Origin of the sequence: Parendozoicomonas haliclonae (genome assembly GCF_900174585.1) — a bacterium.
Lineage (GTDB): Bacteria > Pseudomonadota > Gammaproteobacteria > Pseudomonadales > Endozoicomonadaceae > Sansalvadorimonas > Sansalvadorimonas haliclonae.
Genome location: NZ_FWPT01000012.1, coordinates 81,334 through 100,770, shown reverse-complemented (window position 1 = coordinate 100,770; position 19,437 = coordinate 81,334). Strand labels below are relative to the sequence as shown.

Below are 19,437 nucleotides of genomic sequence, written 5' to 3'. Positions count from 1 at the left end.
ACCACCTTGAACGAAGCACCCATCGGCATACTGCTGGGCGTACTGGTTTTTCTGCTGTTACTGTCTGCATTCTTCTCCGGTTCCGAGACCGGCATGATGGCCCTGAACCGCTACCGCCTGCGCCACCTGTCCCGCAGCGGCCACAAAGGCGCCCAGCGCACCAGCGAACTGCTTGACCGTCCGGACCGCCTGATCGGCGTTATCCTGATCGGTAACAATTTTGTTAATAACCTGTCTGCCGCGATCACCACCGTTATCGCTATTCGAGTCTGGGGGGATGGAGGTATTGCTGCAGCCACTCTACTGCTGACTCTGGCTGTACTGATATTCAGTGAGGTAACGCCGAAGACCCTCGCCGCTCTTCATCCGGAACGCTTTGCCTTCCCATCCTCATTGATCCTGAAGCCTCTGCTGAAGATTCTTTACCCGCTGGTCTGGTCCGCCAACACTATCTCCAATGGTCTGTTGCGACTGATGCGAGTCAACCCTGATGAAGCCAGTGGCGACCAGCTGAGTCAGGAAGAGCTGCGCACCGTCGTGAACGAGGCCGGCACCCTTATCCCGACCCGCCATAAGAGTATGCTGCTGAGCATTCTCGATCTGGAAAAGGTGACGGTGGATGACATCATGATCCCCCGTAACGAAATTATCGGGATCGATATTGAGGAAGATATCGAAGAGATTCTTGAGCAACTCCGCAATGCCCAGCACACTCGGGTGCCGGTCTACAAAGGCGATATCAACAATATTATCGGCATGCTGCACATGCGTAATGTCGCCCGCCTGCTCAATATGGAAGATATCAACAAGGCCGCCCTGCTGAATGAAACCTCTGAGCCTTACTTTGTTCCCGAAATCACCCCGCTGCACACCCAGCTGGTGAACTTCCAGAAAAAGAAACTGCGCTCAGCCTTTGTGGTTGATGAGTACGGTGATGTTCTGGGTCTGGTGACGCTGGAAGATATTCTTGAAGAGATTGTCGGTGACTTCACCACCGATACCGAAGACCACAACCATGATATCCAGCCACAGGGCGATGGTAGCTTTATTATGGATGGCTCAGCGAACATTCGGGATATCAACAAGACTCTGCACTGGGAGCTGCCGGTGGAAGGCCCGAAAACCATCAATGGTCTGGTCACTGAGCATCTGGAAGAAATTCCGGAGCATGGTGTCTGCATGGTGGTAGACAACAAGTACCGGATGGAAATCCTGCAGATTCAGGATAACCGGGTGCAGACGGTACAGATGTGGACTGTGCCGAAAGAATAATGTCTCATCGAGAGGTTCCTGGCACAAATCTGGAACCTCTCATTTCTGCTTATACACTCTTAATTACACAAACCGCTCGTCAACCACCAGCTCTTTCTTGAACCGCTTAAAGTTCTGCACATAGTGAGCTGCTGAGAGTTCCAGCAGTTTCTTCTGAGGTTCAGCAATCTCTTTTACAACCTTACCTGGCGACCCCATCACCACGGAGCCATCAGGGATAACCTTACCCTCAGGAATCAAGGCATTCGCGCCAATAATGCAGTGCTTGCCGATTTTGGCGCCATTCATCACCACCGCATTAATACCGATCAGACTGTAATCACCAACCTCACAACCATGCAGCATCACCTTATGCCCCACAGTCACGCCTTTCCCTAAAGTCAGTTTGTAACCTGGATCAGTGTGCAGTACCGCGCCATCCTGCACATTGCTGTCTTCACCGATGGTGATCAGCTCATGGTCGCCACGGATAACGGCATTAAACCAAACACTGGCATTGTTCATCAGAACAACAGCGCCCATGACCGAAGCACTGTCAGCCACAAACCAGTCTTCGCCCTGTATCTCAACAGCGCGGTCACCTAATCGATAAATCATGGGTCTGCTCCCCTTCACCCTGCCAAAAATCACAAACTACACGACTCAAAGCAGGGGTTAAAGAGACAGTGGGAAGGTCCTTGTCATCCCTGACGGCTCCAGTCACCTTTTTCAGGAATGGAGGGAAGTGTCTGGGGAACATTGAGAGGGATACCGGCACCAAGAGCCACGTTCAGAAACTCCACCAGCATAATCGCGGTAAGTCCCCAGATCTGGTAATCCTGATACTGCCAGGCCGGGACATAAAAGCGGTTGTTCTTGTAGCGCAGCTCATCGGTTCGCAGACGCTCAGCTTCAAGGAAGTAACTCACCGGCACCCGAAAAATACTTTCCAGTTCATCAGGATTGGCGATCAGCTCAACATCCTGCTCAATCACACCGATAAACGGCGTCACCTTGATACCAAAGCGGGAAACGACATCGCCAGTGGTTCCAATCAGCTCCACCCGATCATAAGGCAGACCAATCTCTTCATTGGACTCACGAAGGGCGGTATACGACAGATCGAGATCACCCGGATCACGTTTGCCACCCGGGAAGGCGACTTCACCGCTGTGGGTATTCAAGCGACTGGAACGACGGGTAAAAACGATTTCCGGTTCTTTATTACACCGGGTTAACGGGATGAGTACCGCAGCTTCCGGCACATCCATGGCCAGTCTGCGCGGGGTATGTTCAGTAAGCTGCTGGCGAATCTGTTCTATCATGCTGAAGCGAACATCCGTGCCTGTTTTGTTATTGGCGGCACCTCCCAGCATAGCAGCTCCCAATCCAAATTCAGAGCCACAATCGTTTGTCTTTGCTGCTTCGAGAAACATATTTTGCCTCCTTTATCGATCATATCTCCTGCACCCGATATTCTCCGGCCAGAAGGTGATCAATAAATCCGTGGAAAGAGAAACCCGTATAGGCCCATTGATCCAGTTTTCTTGCCCGCTCCCGCAGAATCAGCGGGTTGATAATCTGCCGGTGCTTTAATGCGGCCAGCAATGTGACACCGGTCTCCGGGCTTTCCCAGACGAACACATGGGGAAAGACAGCAATCACACTGTCAGCATCCCGCTCCACTGTCCGGGGTGAAGTTTCCAGTGCAACGATCAGTACGCCCTGATCAGTTAACCGGTCGCGGATACCAGTCATGACTTCCAGCCGCCGGGCATGATCCGACAACCCGTTCGTCACCACCCCATCAGCCTCCATAACACCCTGATCAAGATAGATCACATCGTAGCTGCCCTGAGGGCGACTCAGCAGATATTCCAACCGATCATCCCGGCGAATCGTCAATTGATCATCCGGCTTTAAACCAAACCACTGATCCGCAGCACGGATCAACTCAGGGTTCTCCTCCGCAACATCAATAAACTGGGCCGGCGTAAAGTTACGCAGAAAGCGGATCAGCCCCAGGTTACGAAGCCCAACAACCAGCGAGCGCCCCTGCACAGGTACCAGCAAAAAGGATGCCAGCAGTCCGCGCCTGTCAATCTGCACCAGGGTTTCAGGCTGCTCCAGATTCATCTGCGCCACCACCCGCTGCCGCCCCATCACATCCTGAAACACCAGTGAGCGCAACTCACCATGATCAACGATGCGCAAGCCATACCGGTCATTCTGAGGCTGCGACAGAGTCAAACCTTCCACCGGAATACCGGGAAAACCGTTAATACACATGGCGGCATCCCCCCTCACGTTATGCACTGTAAAGGTGCATACCAATATGAGAAGCAGGCCATAAGCTAACGACACTGTTTTTTTGGCTGACACTTTGAATCTGGCTAACAAAATGCACCTCCCCGAACATCCCCATGAGCATCGACACCACCATGGAGGTGAAAGTTTCTGCCCGCCAAGGATTTGCCTGCCTGAACAGTTCTGGCACACTGACAATCTGGATATCCGACAACCTCCTCATCAAGGAACCGGTATGAAATTTTGCAGCCTGTGTGGATCTGAGCTGACTCTGGGCATTCCTGAAGGGGATGACCGGGAGCGCCATATCTGCGATAGCTGTGAAACCATTCATTACCAGAATCCGAAGATCGTGGCCGGCACGCTGCCAATAGTTGGTGACAAGGTTCTGCTGTGCCGCCGCGCCATCGAACCCCGCAAAGGCTTCTGGACCCTGCCGGCCGGTTTTATGGAAAATGAAGAGTCCGTTAAAGAGGCCGCCCGCAGAGAGACCTGGGAAGAAGCCTGTGCCCGCACCTGCCAAGAAGAGCTGTACACCATTATCAGCATCCCCTATATCAGCCAGGTCTACATGATGTACCGGGCAGAACTGTCTGAACCCGGCTTTGCCGCTGGTCCGGAGAGTCTTGAAGTGCGCCTGTTCAGCGAAGAAGAGATCCCCTGGAAGGAGCTGGCCTTCCGCACCGTATCCCGCACGCTTGAACTGTTCTTTCAGGATCGAGCTACTGGCACATTCCCACTGCATGATGAAACCCTTGAATAAACGTTCTTCGACGTACAGATAACCTCTTCAATCCAAAGATATTTTTAACGCCTACGGCAGAAAAATTCGGCTGTGCAGGGCAAGTTCCCGAAAAATTTATTTTATTCGCACTAACATGGCACTGCAGGCTTGCCTAGAGAGAGGCTTGTCCCCTAATCTACTGCCATGCTGAGGAAGATGTATCTGCAGTCCAGCGATGACAAGTACCATTACCCCCCATACCGCGAGTCCCTGCTTTCAGCTGAAGGGCTCAATGGTCACACTGATGACCCTGGAGCTTTATCGCTACGATGAAAATCTGCTGCGTCAGCAATTTCAGGGCCTGTTGGCCAACGCACCCCGCTTTTTTGAAAATACGCCGGTTGTCGTTGGCCTTGAACATCTGCACAACCCCGAAGATGCGATTGATCTGAAGCGTCTCGCTCACTTGTGTGCAGGGTTCGGTATCAACCTGATTGCCATTCGCGGTGGAAACAGCCAACACCGCCGCAGTGCTGCCGAGGCCGGACTTGCCTGTCTGGCTGCACAACCTCAGGCTGTGACCCGCAAGTTGCCGGCGAATGCACCGCAACGCAATAAAACCTCGTCGATTGGCAAAAATGCGAAAGTCACGCCGATTCATCAGAACGAAATGGCTTTTGACGAACAGGCAGGTCAGCAAGCGTCCGCACCATCTTTTGAAGAACCTAAGGTGATCAGCACTCCGGTACGTTCCGGACAGCAGGTTTACCATAATGGCGACCTGATCCTCACCGGACCGGTCAGTGCTGGTGCAGAGATTCTGGCCGGCGGCAACATTCATGCCTATGGTCCCTTTCGGGGCCGCGCATTGGCAGGTGTGAACGGCAACAGCAAAGCCCGTATTTTCTGTACCCATTTTGAAGCCGAGCTGGTTTCCATTCATGGGCACTACAAATTGGCTGTCTCCATGGACAAGAGTCTATGGAAGAAAGCGGTCCAAGTTTATATGGACCAGGATTCACTGATATTGAAGAGACTGTGAGCAGGGATGTTTCTCATATGATCTGGTTAATGAACATCACCCGGGCCACATTACTCGAACACTGCTCCGGCACGGAACATTAAGGGGGTTATTTTGGCCAAAATTATTGTTGTCACATCCGGAAAGGGTGGCGTAGGAAAAACCACGACCAGCGCCGCATTGTCCACCGGACTGGCAATGCAGGGTTATCGTACGGTTGTCGTTGATTTCGATATCGGTCTACGCAACCTGGATCTGGTGCTTGGTTGTGAACGCCGTGTCGTTTATGACTTTATTAATGTCATCAATGGCGAGGCAGCTTTGCATCAGGCCCTGATCAAGGACAAGCACACCGATAACCTGTTCATTCTTCCTGCCTCCCAGACCCGCGATAAAGATGCTCTGACCCCGGAAGGTGTGGCGGAAGTACTGGAAGCCCTGTCCCGCGAGTTCGACTACATCATCTGCGATTCTCCGGCCGGCATTGAGCGCGGTGCGTTGATGGCGCTGTATCATGCCGATGAAGCGATTATCACCACCAACCCGGAAGTGTCGTCTGTTCGTGACTCTGACCGTATTCTGGGCATTCTGCACAGCAAATCCAAGCGGGCTGAGCTGAACCTGGAACCAATCCGGGAACATCTGCTGCTGACCCGCTATGATCCAGCACGGGTTGTGCGCGGCGATATGCTGAGCGTGGAAGATGTCTCCGACATTCTGGCTATCCCGCTGCTGGGTGTGATCCCGGAAGACCCGGCTGTGCTCAAGGCCTCAAACCAGGGTACTCCCGTTATTCATCTCGCTGACAGCGACGCCGGAAGTGCGTACGATGATGCTGTACGCAGGCTGTTGGGACAGGATTGTCCGATGCGCTTCCTGAACACTCCCCGTAAAGGCCTGTTTCAGCGATTGTTTGGAGGGCAGTCATGAGCCTGCTGGAAGTTTTCCGCAGTAAGCAAAAGAAGAATGAACACAATAGTGCTGCCATTGCCCGGGAGCGCCTGCAGATCATTGTGACCCATGAACGGGCCGGCAATAACACGCCCGATTATATTCCGTCCATGAAGCAGGATATTCTTGAAGTTGTGCGCAAATATGTCAGTGTCTCGGAAGAGCATGTCAGCATTACTTTTGAGAGCCAGAAAGATGTTTCCATTCTGGAACTCAATGTGACTTTGCCGGAAAACTGCAGCGTTGGTGCCCCTTAACGGGGTACCAGCGGTATCTGCTCCCGGTATAGAACCGACTCTAGCGATAACAATAAAAATGGCACGGATGACTGCGAATGTATCTTGAACTGACCGATATTGTTGTACTGACCTTGTTGATATTGGTCGTTTTGGCCTGGTGGAACCTGCAGGATGTTCGCCAGCGGGCCTTTCACCACGCTGAACGTCACTGCAAGAAACTGAACCTGCAACTACTCGACAGTAATGTTGCTCTGAAACTGTCTGGTTTTAAAAGAGCGCCAAACGGCATTCTCACTCCATTGTTTATCTGTGCGTTTGAGTTTTCAGCAACGGGGGATGACCGCTACGAAGGCTCAATCCATATGCTGGGTAAACGGCTCGCCAAAATAGATGTTCCCCCTCACCGCATGAGTGAGACGCTTCACTAACAACGTAAAATTGTACTAGCTACATAAACTTGCCGCTGCCAGCCGGCATCAGCGGCAAACGTGTATTCGGAGAAAGTGGAGTCTGCACGCCAGAGTACGAGTAGCCTTCATAGTAATTCTGCACACCTTCAGCTACCGGCTTGGTGCGGATTTTTGAAGATAAGCCAACAGGCGCTCCAAGTTGAAGACTGAAATGCCCCGGAGATTTGAGTGATTGGGCATCAGTCACATTGGTAATGATCCGGGATGAAGTCTCCCGGTCGGTTAATACCCGCAATATATCTCTTGCCATGGCGATCCTGGTATCTGTATAGCTGCCAGTTTCTAGTGAAGGAGTGGCATACACCGTTTGTTCCGTCTGCTTGATTTCGCCTCTTCCCATCGCTTTTTTATTAGCAATATCCGGTTCCGGAAGCTTGTAGCTGTATAAATTATCTCGCCAGTTAAGATGCTTTTGTTTTTGCGATTTGATTGCAGCTGTTTCCAGCCATGACATAGCCAATATGCGCTTATCTTGTGACAATGCCCGTTCTTTCTGGATCAGCCTGGCGACAAACTGTGCATGTTTATACATCAACGCATCAGATTCTGAAGCCTGCATGCCTGACTGGAACAGCGCAAAGCCGGCCTCCCAGGCTGTGGTCATTAACTGCTCCAGAGGGTTCGACTTTACATCCATATACTTCATCGCCAGGCCGTTATTTTCTGAGAACGGCGGCAAGCGCAATTTCTGCTTTAGTCGCGCTTTGGTCATGGAGGGTACATCAATAATCTGAATCTGATCCGGAGCGCTCACCAGCTCCTGATAAAGCCTTTGATACTCAACTCTCCAGCGCAGCCCAATCACACCAGGGGGCAACAGAGTTTCTTCAACCCATTGCATACGCAGCGCAACATACTCCCGCTCAGCATAACCGCACTCTTCTTTATTCTGCAGACATAGGTACAACAAATGCACCAATGACGGACGGAGTAATGGATCCTTGAGTTGCAAAAAGGCATCAAACGCCCCTTGTGCCAGTTCAGGGGTATATGTCGCAAGATAGCTACGATCAGGTGTAAGCAGCCCATCCTGTTCACACTGGTAAATCCAGTCATGGGCAAGATTGGTGTATTCAGAAATCAGGGTATGCAGTGTCTGGGAGAAACTCGCTTTAGGCGGTACAGAGCCCGGTAACCCAATATCAATCAGATCATATTTGCTGGCACTGGCGAGTTGATGCATGCGCGAATAGATCGAGAAATGTTCATTAATAAATTTCCAGAACCCGGCAATCTGCTCATTAGTGTACTCGCCCCCACTCCGCAGACTCTCACCCTCTGCATCGCTGCCCGTACTACTTACAGAACTGGCATCATCCTGAGGGCGACCCTCCTCATCGGAAGCCGAGACACCATCAGCACCGTAATCAGCAGTATCAGAATTAAGGGAAGAGGCCTGAGGAACAGTTTTCTCACCCGCTTTGAATCGGGACGCTTTAGCAGCCCCTCCTGCCGCCTCCCCTACACCGGCAACAGCAAATGCTCCACACGTCAGAGCGACGATCAAACACCCCGGAAAAGACAGCGACACTAATTTCAATAGACGTCCGATTATCATGAAGAGTCAGCTACACAACCATTTACAACCTTGTACCTTGCGAGGTAGTGTAGCCGCTCTCCTAGGTTCTGCCCGCGCTTGCAGCGGTCACGAACGACCTCTCACATCAACCATTTTTCAAAAGCTGCATAACCCTTTTTCCACGCAACCCTTCCATAGCCACAGTCGTCATCACGCCGCCCATCATTGCACCGCCAACACCGGCCGTCATCACATCGGCTCCGGTCAGATAAAAGCCTTTTAATGGTGTTTGCGGATGGAGATACGATTGACCGAAGCGCCCTACAAAATGATCCAGCCCGTAAATTTCGCCTTTCTCATTTTTCTGAAACCATTTGGTCGAAAGTGGCGTGGACAGTTCATAAAAATCCATCGCCTCTTTCAGTTGCGGTCGATGTTTGAACAGCGTGTCCAAAAGCCGCTGAGTCAGCTGCTCCTTGAACTGTTCATAGTCATCACCACGTTTGCCCCAGGTAGTTTCATCCCACTTATCAAACCAGTCACGATTGGTAATGGTGACGACTTCGACGGTGGATTTGCCCGGGTACCGATTCTCCCAATCCGGATCCTTGGCCGATGGGAAGGAGATATAAATCAGCGGAAAAGGCTGTTCAGGATCATTCAAATAAGCTTCAACATTCTGCTCATGTCGCCCATCGGGATAAATCCACAGGTTAGTCGTATCCAACCCCAGCTCTTCGGCCGTGCCATTGAATCCGGCATAAAGGCAAATGTGAGCGCTGGAATGGCGGATAATCTCCGGCCACTGCTCCCGGCCCATGGTGCTGCCCACGGATTCTGGCAACAACTGGTTCACTGATGCCATCAAACCGATATTGCTGACGATCTGTTTCGCCCGAATCTCACTGCCATCTTCCATCCGTACGCCCACGGCCCGATCGTTTTCCACAAGAACCTGCTCTACCGGCGCATAGGTAAACACTTCTCCGCCATTGGCCTGAATCGTGGGAATAATCGTACGGGCAATTTCCGAAGAACCACCAACAGGATAAGCACCGCCAGCAAGGTAGTGTTTGGCGATCAGGGCATGCATCAGAAAGGCACTTTCTGCCGGTGTCTGACCGTAATCTCCCCACTGGCCGGTCAGTACCGAGATCAGTTCCTGATTGCTGGTCAGCCCTTCCAACACCTCACGGGTGGTCTGGAAAAACTCATCCGGCATCAACGCAGGCCGCACACGGTTATAGAGTTTGCTGAGAAACGCGGGCATGCCCTGGCCGGCAAAGAATTTTGGGGTGAGCGTGCTGACCTTGCGAATCAGATCGACATAACGATGGATAGCCTGCTCTTCTTCGGGAAAAGCCGTGCACAGACTCTCAATAAAGTTTTCCCGACCGGCGACAAAATCCCACGATTTATCCCCCAGAAAGATCCGATCATAGACCGGCTCCATCTCGGCCCACTGCAGCCGCTTCTGACTGATAACATCGAAGACCCGCCGGAGAGTTGAATAAGGGCGGTGAACCTCACCGATATAGTGAACACCCACATCCCACTCATAACCGTTGCGCTCATAGGCGTGGGTATAGCCACCAGCAGTGTAGTGTTGCTCCAGCACACAGACTTTTTTGCCAAGCAAGGCGAGCAAAGCCGCATTGGTCAGACCACCAATGCCCGAGCCAATAACAATCACATCATAATCATCAGCGGCACGACCAGGGCGATAACGCCGCCCGGTGCGTACCGAGACTTTTTTAATACTGGCTTTAACGGTTGTTTTCTCACCGACATCGGTCATGGAATCGCCCTGTTATTATTTTTCTCACTCCATTAAACAGGGCAATCCCACTTTCAGCAAATGAAAAGATCAGATCAGGCCAGACTGTATTTCCTATCGAGTTTGCTGTACCCCAAACCTTGCTCCTTGTGCACCTGTATCTGCATCGGGATACGTTCTTTCAGAGCTTCCACATGGGAGATCACCCCGATCATCTTGCCGCTGGCATTGAGACTATCGAGGGCATCCAGTGCCGTTTCCAATGTTTCTGGGTCGAGCGTGCCAAAGCCTTCATCAAGGAACAGGGAGTCAATCCGGGTTTTGTGGCTGACCAGATCAGAAAGCGCTAAGGCCAGTGCCAGACTAACAAGGAAGCTCTCACCACCCGACAGAGTTCGGGTATTCCGGGCAATATCGCCCTGCCAGGTATCCACCACTTCCAGGCTCAGTTCTTCATTCTCTTGCCGGCGCAGCTGATAACGGCTGTGAAGACGGTTCAGTTGTCGATTGGCCAGATAGACCAGATGGTCCAGAGTCAGCCCCTGGGCATACTTGCGGAACTTATCCCCTTTGGCAGAACCGATCAGGTTATTTAACTGCTCCCAAACAGCCAGTTTATCTTTCTGCTGGTTAATCCGGTTCAGCATATCGCTCTGGTTAACCCGGTTTTCACGATCCCGTTTCAAGGTCAGGAAGATTTCCTTCAACCGATCGGCAACCTGATCAACCTCAGTTTCGACCTTGGCGAGCAGCTCTGCGACAACCGTAAGTTCCTGATCAGTGAGCGCCTGCTCCTGCAGGGCTTTGAGCTCAGCTTCCGCCTGTTCCAGCAAAGCGGCGGCACTGTCTTTCTGCTGATCCAGTGTACGACGCAACTGTTCCAGCTCCTGGCGCTCATCCGTGCTCAGCAGCGCAGCCTGGAAGGCTGCCTCATCAGCAAAAGGGCTGTCTTCCAGCGCTTTCTGCCAGTCAGCCTGTACATTCTTCTGACGGGCCAGCAATTCATGAATGGTATCCTGCAGGTTACGAATTTCCCCTGCCAGACGGTTCACCTGCTCAACCTGTTGTTCACGCTGCTGGCGGAGTTGTGTCAAAGCTGCTTCCGCGGTTTGAACACTATCCTGCAGCTTCTCGCGTTCAGATTCTGCTGATTTATCACCAAACAAGCCTTTACGCTGTTCGGTCTTAACCGCCAGATCATCCTGAAGGTTCTGGGTGCGTTCCTGAATCCTGCCAAACTGTTCTGTTTGTTGCGCAACCTCCTGACGCATCAACCCGACATCACCGCTGAGACGGTCGAGTTCCCGCTGCGCTTCTGCCTGCAGCTTCTGTGTTTTCAGCCAGGTCTCCCGGTTCTGCTTTTGCGCCTCCAGCCAGTGTTCCTGTTCAGCAATGGCCGGCAGAGCGAGAGAGAAAGACGACACAGATTCCTTAAGAGCATCTTCAAGCTCCTGCAAGGCCTGTGTCTGCTGCTGGTGCTGAGCCGCAATATCATTACGCTTGCCCTCCAGATCCTGCACCTTCTGCTGACTACTTTCATGCTGGTAACGAGCTGCATCGGCTTTGGCGCGGAGGTCAGACTGTTGTTTCAACAGCTGCTGGCGATCCTGATTCAGCTTATCCAGCCGTTCAATCAATGATTTGAGTCGTTCACCTTCGGTCTGGCAACGGTTCAACCAACGCTCGACACCTTCCTGGTCATTAATAGAGAGATCAACACCCAGCTCCTGACAGAGCCCTTTCCAGCGTTCCAGACCTTTATCTATACGACTACTGCATTCCACCAGAGTTTTGGCCGTGGCTTCTGCCTGGGTTTCCAGACGGGTAATTTCATTACCCAGATCACGCCCCTGCTTTTCCAGAGACTCCAGCAGTTTGGCCTTCTGCTCACGGCGCTGAATGGTGTCGGAAGGAGCCACCTGCTGATATTGCTGGATAGCTGGATGATCGTGGGAGCCACAGAGTGGACAAGCCTCACCGGCCTGCAGTCGGTTACGGTATTCACTCAGGCTGGCAATCGCCTGTTCCTGCTGAACGATGGTTTCCAGATCCTTAAGCTGCTGTCGTTCACTCCGATACTGGTCACGGAACTGATCTCGCTCCTGCTGCTTCTGTTTAAGCAGGGTCTGCTGTTCGGTCTGGGTTTGCTGGAACTGACGCAGCTGTAGCCCATCTTCCCGATTCTGCGCCAGCAGCTCTCTCAGGTTTTCCATAGTGACGCGCTGATTCTGGAACCGGCCAAACCGTTCCCGCCAGTGCGGTTCTTCATGGTCGCCTAGAGATTCCCGGAACTTGCTGTCCAGATCAGTCAGCTGGGCTTCGTTCTCCTGCAGAGCCATTCCGGCAGCCGTCATGGTCTGGGCCTGTTGTGCCAGTTCACGATTAAACGCTGTACGATTGCCATCCAGTACTTCGATCTGCTGGGCAAGCTGTTGCACGGCATTTGTCAGTTGCTTACGGCTGTTCAATTGCTGATGCCAACCGGAGAGATGTTCACCCAACTGTTCAAAGCCGGCATGCTCAGTCAGATAGGCATTAGCGGATTCAACCGCTTTGCCCGCTTCGGCCTGCTGACTCTCCAGTTTCTTCAACAGACTGGTTTTCTGATTGACCACCGCCTTCTGCTGCGTACCTTCCTCTTTCAGCTGTTGCTGCTGCGTGACCAGCTGGGCAATGGCAGTATCCAGAGGAATGACCTGGCTAACGAGAAGGTTCTCGGTTTCACGCTGTTGAAGACGGGCTTTCTCCAGCGCCGCTTCAGCCTCTTTCTGTTGCCCCTCTCCGGCTTTCAGCGCCTCACTGGTCCTGTGCTGTTCACCGCTGAGCTGATTAAATTTTTTCTGACGCTCATCCAGCGTCGTATTCATTGACTGCAGACTGTCCCAGGCCGGACGAATATCCAGCGCAGGCAAAGCATCATTCAGTTTCTTGAGATCACCAGCCCGTTCCTGCAACTGTTGCTCAACCTGAACCAGCCGCTGTTGGTTCTCAGATACCTGCTTCTGCTTGACGGAGATAGCATCCAGCCACTGCTTTTGTTCCTGAAGCTGCTTATGCTGTGTGCGAATCTCAACCTGCTGTTTTTTCAACAGGGTTTCATCCCGCTCCAGCTCTTTTACATCTTCTGCTGAGAGCAAGGCCATACCTTCAGCCTTGGCCTGAAAGATCTTTAGCTGGGCTTCTTCTTCACGCATCCGGACAAACACCCGGCGAGAGATTTCTCCGTAGATTTCTGTGCCAGTCAGCTCTTCCAGCAGTTCCGCCCGTTCATTGGCAGACGCTTCCAGAAACGCAGCAAAACCACCTTGGGCCAGCAGCATGGAGCGGGTAAAGCGGGCAAAGTCGAGACCGGTGATTTCACTGACCAGCTTGAGCTTGTCATTGATGCGGGTAGTAATAATTTCCCCGTCAGCTGTTGCCAGCTCGACTTGTGGTGCCTGCAACTTGCCGTCGACCTGACCACGGGCGCGGCGCTGGCACCAAAAGGAGCGATACACCTTACCTTTAACTTCAAGCTCCACCTCCGCCAGCGACTCGGCGGTATGGCGGGTCATCAGCTCATTATCACTTTGGGACACATGCAGGCGCGGGGTCTGGTGATAAAGCGCCAGACAAATCGCATCCAGCAGCGTGGTTTTCCCGGCACCGGTCGACCCGGTAATGGCAAACAGTCCATTCTCCACAAAGTCCGGTGTGGTAAAGTCGATCTTCCACTCCCCTTTCAGGGAGTTAATATTTTTCAGACGCAGAGTCAGGATCTTCATACCGGCTTCTCCTCCTGAGACACCTTACTGCTCTTGTGCTCAATCACCTCACCCAACAGTTTTTCATCTTCCAGCTCTGCCACCAGCTCACGGAAGGCGCCGGTCAACTTCTCGGAACTCTTTTCATCCAGCTCGGCGATCTGCAAACGGCGGGTAAACACATCCTCAACCTGCAGCTCTGCCAGCGTTTCCCGCTCTTCCAGTGCCAGTGTGGCAGCTGCCTGCTGTCGTTTTCTCCGCACTCTCAGAACCTCTACCGGCAATTCGGCGGTAAAGGCTTCAATTACGCTTTGCAGATCATTGATCCAGCTTTTGTCATCCACCTGAATCTCGACCCAGGGGTTAAGATCATCTGCGGCTTTCTCATCAGCAATACTTTGCAGCTGTGCCTTCAGGCTCTCGATATCACCACTCAGACTGGCCAATCTTCGGAACAGAGGGATGTCCAGCTCGGTAATGGCCTCGAGACGATCACCGACAAAGTCCACCAGCAAGACCTGCTTACCAGCGCTGCATTCATCAAAGCTCAGAGGAATAGGTGAACCGGAATAGCGGATATGGTCATGGTCAGAAACCTTCTGTCCACGGTGCAAATGCCCCAGTGCGATATAAGAGGCCGGAGGAAAGGCGGAAGCCGGGAAAGCCGACAATGTGCCGATATAAATTTCCCGCACCGATTCGGATAGCTTGCCTCCAACGGTAGTCAGGTGTCCGGTCGCAACAACCGGCACCTTCAACAGCTCCGCCTGCCGTTCTGCGTGCTGATAAACCGCACGGTAGTGTTCGGTCATCGCGGTCAGCAGAGCCTGTTGTTTATCTTCGCCGGAATCGCCAGCCCGACTGGCCAGAACATCTCGCGGGCGAATATAAGGGACGGCACAAAGTACAGCTCCAGGCTGACCTTCGCGATCATTCAGGACCATAACCTGTTGTTCCGGATCCTGCCCTGCGCCGCCAACAACAACGGTATTCAGGCAGGAAAGCAGGCTCTTTGACTCGTGCAGGGTAGCCACCGAATCGTGGTTTCCGCCCAGCACAACCAGCTGGCATCTGCCATCTCCAGCACGCTGCAGATCAACAATAAACTGGTTGTAGGCGGTGCGGGCATAACTGGGAGGAACACCGGTATCAAACACATCACCGGCAATAATGACCGCATCAACACGGTGTTCCTTCACTGTGTTTAACAGCCAGTCCAGAAACAGGCGATGCTCCTGTTCTCTGGTTTTCCCCATAAAGTGCTGACCAAGGTGCCAGTCCGATGTGTGCAGAATGCGCATGGTGAGTCCTGAGACGTCTGTATCTTCTGGCCGGAGTCCTGCCAGCCCTGGAAAAATATCAGCACTAATATACAGGATTTATGAAAGGTTCAGAGGTTGTTTTCACTCACCAGCATGGCATGCTAGAAAAAGTCTATTTGTCGTATAAAGGCTGGGGATAAGAAGTTTTCAGGAAGAACAAGAATAAGGACAGTGTATGGACACCATTGCCCAGGAGATTAAAGCTACATTACGCGCCGTAAGAGACGATCTGGAACCTGATCTCGCCTTGCGGCTCCACCGTGCCAACAGCTGGCTGGCCGCCACGGAAGCGTTGGAAGACGACTTTATTGATATGGGCTTTGTGTCCCTGTGGATCGGTTTTAATACCTGCTACGGCGAAGAGAGCGACCATACTCAGGAACTGACTGAACGACAGCGTTTCCGTGCGTTTGTTGAGAGCCTGTGTGAATGCGACCTCAACAAACATATTTACCACTGTCTGTGGAGAAACTTTACCAACCATGTGCGTCGGCTACTCAAAAACCAGTATGTTTACGCAGGGTTCTGGAAAGCACAGCGTGAGGGAACAGCGCACTGGGAAGAACAATTCCACAGAGAACATGCGAATGCCCTGAAGGCCCTGGCGGCTCAGGATGTTCCTAAGCTGCTGGGCATCGTACTTGATCGGCTGTATGTTCTGAGAAACCAGCTGGTACATGGTGGAGCCACCTTTCAAAGTGGCGTAAACCGGGAACAGGTCAACGATGGTCATGCCATTCTGAAAGCGTTACTGCCCATCATTATTCAGATCATGATGAACAGTAACGACAGGGATTGGGGACCCAATGCCTACCCGGTTATCAACACTTAAGCTCAGGCTGTTTCGGAGTCCACCGCATCCGCAGTAATTTCCCTCACCTCCCGGGTCATTCGCATTGGGCAAAAGTCCGGGCCGCACATAGAACAGAACTCGGACTCTTTCGCGCCATCCTGCGGCAGGGTTTCGTCGTGGTAGGCGCGGGCAGTTTCCGGATCCAGCGCCAGGTTAAACTGATCCTCCCAGCGGAACTCATAACGCGCCTTGGACAAGGCATCATCCCGCACCCGTGCACCCGGATGACCTTTGGCGAGATCGGCGGCATGGGCGGCAATTTTGTAGGTGATTAACCCTTCTTTCACATCATCCCTGTTAGGCAGCCCCAGATGCTCCTTCGGTGTGACGTAGCAAAGCATTGCGCAGCCGTACCAGCCGATCATGGCTGCGCCAATACCGGACGTGAAATGATCGTAGCCAGGAGCAATATCTGTAGTCAGTGGACCAAGGGTATAAAACGGCGCTTCCTTACAAACCTCCAGCTGTCGATCCATATTCTCCTTAATCAGATGCATAGGTATATGGCCAGGGCCTTCTATCATCACCTGCACATCATATTCCCAGGCAATATGGGTAAGTTCACCGGAAGTATCCAGCTCAGCAAACTGGGCTTCATCGTTAGCATCAGCAATGGAGCCAGGACGCAGACCATCCCCCAGAGACAGGCTGACATCATAGGCCTGACAAATTTCACAGATTTCTCTGAAATGGGTATAGAGCAGGTTCTCGGCATTATGCAGTTCAGCCCACTGAGCCATAATGCCGCCGCCACGGGAAACTATACCGGTGACCCGGTTACCGGTTTTGGCAGCATGGGCACGCAGAGTGCTGGCGTGGATAGTAAAGTAATCAACACCCTGCTCTGCCTGCTCAATCAGCGTGTCCCGAACCACTTCCCAGGTCAGATCCTTGATACGCCCTTTGACCTTTTCCAGCGCCTGATACAGCGGCACTGTGCCGATCGGTATGGGCGAGTTACGGATAATCCACTCCCGGGTTTCATGGATGTTTTTGCCCGTGGAAAGGTCCATCAGGGTATCTGCGCCCCAGCGCGCTGACCACAGCAATTTTTCTACCTCTTCCTCGATAGAAGAGGTAATCGGTGAGTTACCGATATTGGCATTGATTTTGACCAGAAAGTTCCGGCCAATAATCATCGGTTCGGATTCAGGGTGATTAATATTGCAGGGTATGATCGCCCGTCCTTCGGCGACTTCCTTACGCACAAATTCCGGGGTAATGGCATCCTTCCCGGTGCGTCCCATACTTTCCCGCAGAGCGATAAATTCCATCTCCGGGGTGATAATGCCTTTGCGGGCATAGTGCATCTGGGACACATTCTTGCCGGGCTTGGCACGGCGGGGTGTCAGTTTGTGATTGAAACGCAGATTATCCAGTCGCAGATCCGCTTCCCGCGCTCGGGCATACTCGGAGCTTTTACCCGACAGAAGTTCGGTATCGTTCCGCTCATCAATCCAGGCTTTACGGTAGGCACCCAAGCCTTCAGTCAGATCATGCTGGTAACCCGGCTGGGTGTAGGGGCCGGACGTATCATAAACCCGTACCGGATCATTAGGCTGGCCTCCAAGGCGCTCAGGGCTATTGGATAAGTCAATTTCCCGCATGCCCACCCGGATATCAGGGCGACTGCCTTCAACATAAACCTTGCGGGAGGCTGGAAACGGACGACAGGCGTCCTTGATTAACTGATCTTTGCTGCAAGCCACGGAGCTCTTCCTTATTGTTCATTGCTCAAAAAGCTGGCTTGCCGGATGGTGAGACGCATCAATACCACATCATGATGGACATCATAACAGGCACTGTGCTGGCCCTTGTTCCCTCCGCAGGTCTTAACCTGTTCAGGTTCAACGGATTTTTCACGAATGAAATCTCAGCCCGATGAGTTGTGCGCTTTTAACGCATGCAATACAGCAGGCACTCCGACAAGTGCATTTATTATAACGGGCAGCGGGGAAATGTCCCGTGTCTGGTTAAAATCCATACACGGGAGAAAAAGCGAAACGTTGTGTGAGTTAAATGATTAACGCTCGACGCCTAACCCAAGATCCATCAACTTATCGGTGGTCTCTTTCAGGTAGGCCTTATAACGAGGCTTCTGCTCTTCAGAAATATTGACACCTTCTCGGGCCAGCTCATCCCGAACAGATGTATCGATCTCATCCTTCAGTGCCTGAGTATCCACATCTGCTCCACCGGTTCTGCTTTTTATCACCCGAGGCCAGTCACCGGTGTACTCTTTCTCTAGCAGAGGGAAGAAGCCAACGGTATCACCACCGGCCCAGCATGCACCCTGACAGGTTGGAATATGCTGGTTACAAAGCTGACCGGAGTAAGTCCAGGTTTTATCAATATGCGGAGCCTGATCTTTTCTGGGATGGAAGATCACGATACCGGCCTGACGCTTGGTGTAAGCCTCAACCCGCACCATCCCCATCACACTGAATGGGCTTTCTGGCAATGTGTAGAACGCATTAGGCTGCTGATCTCCATCCCCCCGAAACTCCCGCAGGTTATCACTGGCACTCCGGTAGCAGGCAATATAGCCAGCATCATCGGCATTCTTATCGGTATACTCGTAGTAAACGGGAACATCAGCATAGTAGGACGCCAGATGTCGCCCTCTGTGGTTATTATGGACGATGTTTCCATGCACATAGACCCGATGCGTTCCCATCTGGGTTTCGGGGTAGTTGGTCATCGCCTCGGCATCCCGGGCTTCCGGTTTGCGCAACTGCTGAAGCCCCTCATTATTGCCGTCTTCCTGCTCTTGTATCAGGGTTTCGACCTTGTCGAGATTCGGTGTATCTGAGCTGGCCCAGAGAAGAGTCGGAGAGCTAAGCACTCCCAGAGCAATAACGGCAGAAAGCACTTTCACGGATTGGAACGGCATTATGTCTACTCCCTATCAATGGATACCTTCTCTGGAAAGCATCGTTATTGGTTGATATTTTTCGTGGAATAACTCAGACCTGAAGCAGCTTGCGGCGTTCAGCATGGTTGTTAGTTTTTTTTGTCCCTACCGTTGCAGACTGTAAATCCGCGTCCACCTGCCTCAAGGCGTGCGGGAGTATGAGCCAGAGTAAGCATTTCTGCTTTTTATCTGCCTTATTCTTCGTATATTCAGCGGTTCCCAATTTTGTCAGGACAACTATAATCCACCACCAAAACGCCTCCACACTCATGCTCCTGACCATCACACTGAATGGTTTACAGGTCATGAGTGTTTATTTTTGGGGCTTCATTTTTTTTGTGAGGGC

16 protein-coding genes and 1 riboswitch are annotated in these 19,437 nt (G+C 52.3%); of the genes, 7 read left to right on the top strand and 9 right to left on the bottom strand.

Translation table 11 applies throughout. From position 1 onward, the window contains the following. The first annotated feature begins 6 nt into the window (after positions 1-6). Entirely contained in the window at positions 7-1,272 is a 1,266-nt protein-coding gene (locus EHSB41UT_RS21100) for an HlyC/CorC family transporter (RefSeq protein WP_087112854.1), read from the top strand. A gap of 63 nt (positions 1,273-1,335) precedes the next feature. Here the strand turns inward: EHSB41UT_RS21100 and EHSB41UT_RS21095 are convergent, their stop codons facing one another. The 3 genes from EHSB41UT_RS21095 to EHSB41UT_RS21085 all read right to left on the bottom strand — a co-directional run bounded on the left by EHSB41UT_RS21095 (position 1,336) and on the right by EHSB41UT_RS21085 (position 3,540). After that, on the bottom strand, positions 1,336-1,869 hold the full coding sequence (locus tag EHSB41UT_RS21095; RefSeq protein ID WP_087112853.1) for a gamma carbonic anhydrase family protein: 534 nt from the start codon (positions 1,867-1,869) through the stop codon (positions 1,336-1,338). Between the two features lie 83 nt (positions 1,870-1,952). Next, on the bottom strand, positions 1,953-2,687 hold the full coding sequence (locus EHSB41UT_RS21090) for a CoA pyrophosphatase (protein ID WP_242667384.1): 735 nt from the start codon (positions 2,685-2,687) through the stop codon (positions 1,953-1,955). 19 nt (positions 2,688-2,706) lie between these two features. Then, entirely contained in the window at positions 2,707-3,540 is an 834-nt protein-coding gene (locus EHSB41UT_RS21085; RefSeq protein ID WP_087112852.1) for a spermidine synthase, read from the bottom strand. Between the two features lie 253 nt (positions 3,541-3,793). Here EHSB41UT_RS21085 and EHSB41UT_RS21080 point away from each other — a divergent pair, with 253 nt between their 5' ends. From EHSB41UT_RS21080 to EHSB41UT_RS21060, 5 genes are all read left to right on the top strand, one after another. Then, complete coding sequence (locus EHSB41UT_RS21080) at positions 3,794-4,321, top strand: NUDIX hydrolase (RefSeq protein ID WP_087112851.1); 528 nt, start codon at positions 3,794-3,796, stop codon at positions 4,319-4,321. A 196-nt stretch (positions 4,322-4,517) separates the two neighbouring features. Then, positions 4,518-5,324 (top strand): septum site-determining protein MinC, encoded by an 807-nt coding sequence (gene minC / locus EHSB41UT_RS21075; RefSeq protein WP_087112850.1) that lies wholly within the window; start codon positions 4,518-4,520, stop codon positions 5,322-5,324. Between the two features lie 93 nt (positions 5,325-5,417). Then, entirely contained in the window at positions 5,418-6,233 is an 816-nt protein-coding gene (gene minD / locus EHSB41UT_RS21070) for a septum site-determining protein MinD (protein WP_087112849.1), read from the top strand. Further along, positions 6,230-6,511, top strand: coding sequence for a cell division topological specificity factor MinE (minE, locus tag EHSB41UT_RS21065; protein ID WP_087112848.1), 282 nt, complete (start codon positions 6,230-6,232; stop codon positions 6,509-6,511). The genes minD and minE overlap by 4 nt, the downstream gene beginning before the upstream one ends. Positions 6,512-6,588: 77 nt before the next feature. Beyond that, positions 6,589-6,921 (top strand): DUF3301 domain-containing protein, encoded by a 333-nt coding sequence (locus EHSB41UT_RS21060; protein WP_087112847.1) that lies wholly within the window; start codon positions 6,589-6,591, stop codon positions 6,919-6,921. Positions 6,922-6,940: 19 nt separating this feature from the next. Here the strand turns inward: EHSB41UT_RS21060 and EHSB41UT_RS21055 are convergent, their stop codons facing one another. From EHSB41UT_RS21055 to sbcD, 4 genes are all read right to left on the bottom strand, one after another. After that, positions 6,941-8,470 carry a hypothetical protein gene (locus EHSB41UT_RS21055; protein ID WP_087112846.1) on the bottom strand — a complete coding sequence of 510 codons (1,530 nt, stop codon included), beginning with the start codon at positions 8,468-8,470 and terminating at the stop codon, positions 6,941-6,943. 157 nt (positions 8,471-8,627) lie between these two features. Continuing rightward, complete coding sequence (locus EHSB41UT_RS21050) at positions 8,628-10,280, bottom strand: phytoene desaturase family protein (protein WP_087112845.1); 1,653 nt, start codon at positions 10,278-10,280, stop codon at positions 8,628-8,630. A 74-nt stretch (positions 10,281-10,354) separates the two neighbouring features. Continuing rightward, the gene (locus tag EHSB41UT_RS21045) at positions 10,355-14,023 is read right to left on the bottom strand and encodes an SbcC/MukB-like Walker B domain-containing protein (protein WP_087112844.1); all 3,669 of its coding nucleotides are present in this window, start codon (positions 14,021-14,023) and stop codon (positions 10,355-10,357) included. Next, entirely contained in the window at positions 14,020-15,303 is a 1,284-nt protein-coding gene (gene sbcD / locus EHSB41UT_RS21040; protein WP_087112843.1) for an exonuclease subunit SbcD, read from the bottom strand. The genes EHSB41UT_RS21045 and sbcD overlap by 4 nt, the downstream gene beginning before the upstream one ends. Positions 15,304-15,499: 196 nt before the next feature. Here sbcD and EHSB41UT_RS21035 point away from each other — a divergent pair, with 196 nt between their 5' ends. Next, entirely contained in the window at positions 15,500-16,156 is a 657-nt protein-coding gene (locus tag EHSB41UT_RS21035) for a HEPN domain-containing protein (protein WP_087112842.1), read from the top strand. Between the two features lie 2 nt (positions 16,157-16,158). Here the strand turns inward: EHSB41UT_RS21035 and thiC are convergent, their stop codons facing one another. Then, positions 16,159-17,886: a phosphomethylpyrimidine synthase ThiC gene (gene thiC / locus EHSB41UT_RS21030; protein ID WP_133060604.1), complete on the bottom strand. Its 1,728-nt coding sequence runs from the start codon at positions 17,884-17,886 to the stop codon at positions 16,159-16,161. 92 nt (positions 17,887-17,978) lie between these two features. After that, a riboswitch (TPP riboswitch) is annotated at positions 17,979-18,112 on the bottom strand. An 88-nt stretch (positions 18,113-18,200) separates the two neighbouring features. Then, positions 18,201-19,070 carry a hypothetical protein gene (locus tag EHSB41UT_RS21025; RefSeq protein ID WP_087112840.1) on the bottom strand — a complete coding sequence of 290 codons (870 nt, stop codon included), beginning with the start codon at positions 19,068-19,070 and terminating at the stop codon, positions 18,201-18,203. Positions 19,071-19,437 lie beyond the last annotated feature (367 nt).